Source organism: Streptomyces sp. URMC 126 (assembly GCF_051386555.1).
Classification (GTDB): domain Bacteria; phylum Actinomycetota; class Actinomycetes; order Streptomycetales; family Streptomycetaceae; genus Streptomyces.
In genome coordinates, this window is record NZ_JBPQTX010000436.1 from 1 (window position 1) to 4,744 (window position 4,744).

Consider the following 4,744-nt stretch of genomic DNA (forward strand, 5'->3'; position numbering starts at 1 on the left):
GCCCACCGCGTCCCCCTCCCAGCTCCCCCGGGACCACTCCCCGTTCTGGGTCAACCCCAACGGCAACGCCGCCCGGCAGGCCGCCCGGCTCCGCAGCGCCGGCAAGGAGCAGGAGGCCCGGCTGATCGCGAAGATCGCCCAGCAGCCGGTCGCCGAGTGGATCGGCGTCGACGATCCCGAGAGCCAGACCCGCGGCTTCACCGAGGCGGCGGCCAGGGCCGACCGCGACGCCCTCCTCGTCCTCTATAACATCCCGCACCGCGACTGCGGCCAGTACTCCCAGGGCGGCGCCGCCGACGGCGACTCCTACCGCGCCTGGCTGGACCGCGCGGCGAGCGGCATCGGCGACCGCAGCGCCACCGTGATCCTGGAACCCGACGCGCTGCCGCACATGGAGGACGGCTGTACGCCCCAGCAGTTCCACGAGGAGCGGTACGCGCTGCTCAAGGAGGCCGTCCGCCGGCTGAAGGCGCTGCCGCGCACCAAGGTCTACCTGGACGCCGGCAACCCCAGCTGGGTCACCCCGGCCGACCGGATGGCCGAGCCGCTGCGCCGCGCGGGCATCGACCGGGCGGACGGCTTCGCGCTCAACGTCAGCAACTTCCAGACCACCCAGGCCAGCAAGGAGTACGGGCACGCCCTCTCGGCGCTGGTGGGCTACAAGCACTTCGTCATCGACACCAGCCGCAACGGGAACGGGCCGCTCTCCGGCGGCGACCACGAGAAGGCCTGGTGCAACCCCTCGGGACGGGCGCTCGGCGAACCGCCGACCACCCGCACCGGCGACCGGCTGGTCGACGCCTATCTGTGGGTCAAGCGGCCAGGAGAGTCTGACGGAGCCTGCAAGGGTGGCCCCGACGCGGGCGAGTGGTGGGAGACGTACGCCCTGGAACTGGCGCGGAACGCGCACTCCTGAGCCCGCCGGCGGCGTCGGACTCCGCTCCCGGGACGTTCCCGGGCGGCCGCTGCGTCGGCCGGCTGCCCGGCGCTCAGTCCTTCTTCTCCTCCTTGTCCTCGTCCTTCTTTTCGTCCTTCTTCTCGTCGTCCTTCTTCTCCGCCGTCGGCACCTTCACCCAGGCCGCCTTCGACGGGACGCCCCGCTCGTCCAGCACCATGACCATGTACCACCCGGGCGGCACCAGGGACGGGTCCTTCGGGAGGGCCACGGTGAAACGGTCCGTCCCCTCCTTCTTGAGGTCCAGCGCGATCGACCGCTGCTCGATGTTGGTGACGTGGGTGAACGAACCCGGGCGGAGCAGCCGGGCCTTGGCGACGCCGTGGGCGGAGGCGATCCGGTAGGTCGTCTTGTCACCGAGCTTCACGGTCCGCCGGTCGGTGTCCTTGATCTCCGGCCGGTCGCCCTTACGGAAGAGGTACGGCGGGGTGTACAGGTCGATCTGCTGCTGGAAGACGCCCGGCTGGGTGTTGTCCTTGTCCCGGAAGAGGGAGTCCGAGCCGAACGTCATCACCCGTCCGTCGGGCAGCAGCAGCGCGCCCGAGTGGTAGTTGCGGCCCACCAGCGGGTCGGCCACCCGGTGGGAGGCGTCGGCCTTGGGGTCGTAGATCTCGGCCTTGAGGACGTTGGAGGCGCTGCGGCCCCGGTAGTCGCCCGAGCCGTTGGTGGTGAGGACCGTGTCGTCCGGCAGGATGACACTGCTGGGGTAGCGGGCCTTGGCGTAGAGGTCGGGGCCGTCCCGGAAGCGCGGGCGCTCGGTGTGCAGGTCGACGATGCGCGTCTTCGCCGTCGACTTCTTGTCCTCGCCGACCCCGCCGCCGCCGAGGACCATGTACCGCTGGTCCTGGGCGGGGGGCAGCAGGACGGACATCGAGGTCTCCAGGGCGTCCGGGTCGCTGATGCCGGGGACCGGGATGAAGGAGTTGTTCCCCAGATCCCACACACCGGGCTCACGGCCCTTGTCGGCCGGACCGTAGCCCGCGTTGGAGCCGGTGTAGAAGATCTTGCCCTTGTCGGTGAGGAAGAGGGCGGGGTAGGTGGGGAAGAACCGCTCCTTCGGCAGGTACGTCCACTTCTTGGTCTTGGGGTCGTAGATCTCGTTCTTCCCCGGGACCACCTGGCCGATCTCGTCCAGACCGGAGACGGAGAGGACCTTTCCGTCCTGGAGGGTGGTCAGCGTGGGGTACCAGCGGGCCTCGTTCATCGGGTCGACGGTGACGTAGCGCTCGGCGACCGGGTCGAACTCGAAGGCGTCCTTGATGCCCTGGAAGTCCTTCTTGTCGAAGGACAGCTTGTTGGCGATGCCGTAGAAGTTGCGGCTGTCGTCGCCCTTGAGGCCCTCGATGCGGTAGTTGTCGGTGAGGCCGGTGGCGTGCTCCTGGCCCTGCTCCAGCGCCTCCACATAGACCCGGGCGGTGCTGACGGTGACCTTGACCTTGCCGTCCTTGCCCTGCTCCTTCTTGGCGCGCGGCACCAGGACGGCGTCCTTGGACTCGAAGGACTTGCCGGACTGCTTCCCGGTGAACCGGGTGCCGGCCGGGAAGGTCATCGGCTTGTCCGGGTTCTCGTTGTGGACGACCATCAGGCCGCCGGCCCGGGTGACATCGCCCTCCAGCTTCTCGTAGCGCTGGGTACCGCCCGCGACCAGCAGCTTTCCGTCCGGCAGCTGGGTGTGGCCGGCGCAGAAGAGGTCCTTGGGGGTGGGGATGTTCTTGAAGGTGTTCTTCTCGGGGTCCCACAGGACCGTCCGGAAGGTCTTCGCCGCGAAGTTGGCGGCGTTGTTGCCCGAGCCGGCGACCAGCAGCACCTTGCCGGTCTGCAGCAGCGCCGCGTGGATGGTGTTGATCCGGTACTCGTCCGGGACGTCCACGACGTCCCAGTGGCCGTTCTTCGCCTTGTACTCCGGCTTGTTGATCTTGTACTCGTGGTACTGGTCGGAGGCGTAGCCCCAGATCGCCGGCCCGTTCATGCCCGCCAGGGCGAGGACCACCGCCGCGCCCACCGCCGTCCGGCGGGTGCGGCGCCCGATGACGGGCCCGGAGCGGCGGTCGGACAGGGGGCGGAGTCTCATGGCTGGGCTCCCTCGGGCTGTGTGCCGTGGCGCGCGGTCCACCACCAGGCGACGATCGGCGCGACCGTGATGACGACGGCCAGGGCCGCCCAGGTGCGCATCGCCGCATGGCTGTGACCGAGGAAGAACGAGGCCATCAGCGAACCGCCGAAGATCAGTAGGAAGAAGAGATGGATGCGGAAGGTGCCGAAGAGGGTGTCCGGGCTGGCGGAGTCACCCTTGGGGGTCACCACGAAGCGGCTCTTGCGGCGCAGAACCGCGTCGAGCAGCGAGCGGGCGTAGACCGGCGCGGAGAGCGCGGACATCACCATGCCGGCGACCCCGCCGGAGCCCTCGGGCTCGTGGGGGGAGACGTTGTGCCGTCGGTTCCAGATGTAGAGGCCGATCTGGAGGGCGGCGGCGTCGCTGTAGAGCATCATCCAGACCTGTGAGTCGATCTGGATGCCGGCCGCGCCCAGGCCCAGGAAGAGGGTGCAACTGAGGGCGCCGAGCATCCAGTTGACGGCGGTCATCGGATAGTAGATGACCATCAGGGTGTAGTTGAGGAAGGTGCCGGGCGACAGGGTGAAGGGGCCCTTCCAGTACTGCCTGAGGATCGTCTCGTAGGTGCCCCGCGACCAGCGCAGCTGCTGGGTGAAGAAGTCCGTCCAGGCGTTGGGGCCCTCCCCGACGGCGAGGACGTCCGGCGTGTAGACGGAGCGCCAGCGGCGGCCGGTGGCCGGATTGCGGTGGCGGTGGAGCTCGAAGCCGGTGGCCATGTCCTCGGTGATCGAGTCGTAGAGGCCGCCGACGCCCTTGAGGGCGCTGATCCGCACCGCGTTGTTGGTGCCGACGAACATGGGGGCGCCGTACCGGTTGCCGGCGCGCTGGATGAGGGCATGGAAGAGGAACTGCTGGCTCTCGGCGGCCTTGGTGACCGTCGCGTCGTAGTTCCCGTACACCTGAGGTCCAACGACAAAGGCGACATTGGGGTCACGGAAGTAACCGAGCATGCGCTCCAGGAAGTTGGGCAGCGGCACGTGGTCGGTGTCCACCGAGGCGAAGAAGTCGTAGTCGTCGCCGTGGGCGTCCAGCCAGGCGTTGTAGTTGCCGTGCTTGGTCTTCGCCCGGTGCGGGCCCTTGGGGCGGTTCCACTTCTCGACCCCCTTGCGGGTGAAGTGGCGCACCCCCAGCCGGGCGCACACCGCCTTGACCTCGGGGTCGTCGCCCTCGTCGAGGAGCCAGACGTGCACCGGCCCCCGGTGGCGGACCCGTACCGCGGCCTCCAGGGTGCGGGTGACCATCGCGATCGGCTCCTTGCCGGGCACGAACGAGGTGAGGAACGCGACCCGGGTGCCGGTCTCGGGGACGACGGGTATGGGGTCGCGGGCGACCAGCGTGGCGTGGGCGTTGGAGACGACGTTCAGCGTGCGGAAGAGCTCGATCAGCCCGATGGAGACCAGCATGACCAGGTCGAGGACGCGCATCAGCGGTCCGGCGTGGTCGCGCTGCACCCAGTGGGCGGGCTGGAGCAGCCAGAGGAGGAGGACGACGGAGACGACGGGGGCCGCGCCCAGCAGGAGCGCGGCCCGGATCCGGTGCGGCTCGTCGGCCAGCAGGCTGCGGTACCGCACGGTGTACGGACCGTCCCCCGGCCGGGTGAGCGGGCCGGCGAGCCGGCTGTAGTGCTCGTAGTCGTATCGGGGATGCGCCGGGCGGGGGGCGCGGGGGCCCTGGCC

3 protein-coding genes are annotated in these 4,744 nt (G+C 69.6%); 1 reads left to right on the forward strand and 2 read right to left on the reverse strand.

Features of this window, described 5'->3' with window-relative positions; genetic code table 11:
• A partial coding sequence (locus ACSNOK_RS30820) for a glycoside hydrolase family 6 protein (RefSeq protein WP_436784094.1) occupies positions 1–916 on the forward strand: 916 nt, incomplete at its 5' end.
• A 73-nt stretch (positions 917–989) separates the two neighbouring features.
• On the opposite strand, the gene ACSNOK_RS30825 is transcribed toward ACSNOK_RS30820, so the two are convergent.
• The gene (locus ACSNOK_RS30825; protein ID WP_436784095.1) at positions 990–3,026 is read right to left on the reverse strand and encodes a galactose oxidase-like domain-containing protein; all 2,037 of its coding nucleotides are present in this window, start codon (positions 3,024–3,026) and stop codon (positions 990–992) included.
• Positions 3,023–4,744 (reverse strand): glycosyltransferase family 2 protein (locus ACSNOK_RS30830; protein WP_436784096.1); only part of this gene is annotated, 1,722 nt, incomplete at its 5' end. The genes ACSNOK_RS30830 and ACSNOK_RS30825, both read right to left, overlap by 4 nt.

Bases quoted from the DNA above. Each gene is read 5' to 3' on its own strand.
- ACSNOK_RS30825 (WP_436784095.1), bottom strand. From the start codon at position 3,026: ATGAGACTCCGCCCCCTGTCCGACCGCCGCTCCGGGCCCGTCATCGGG.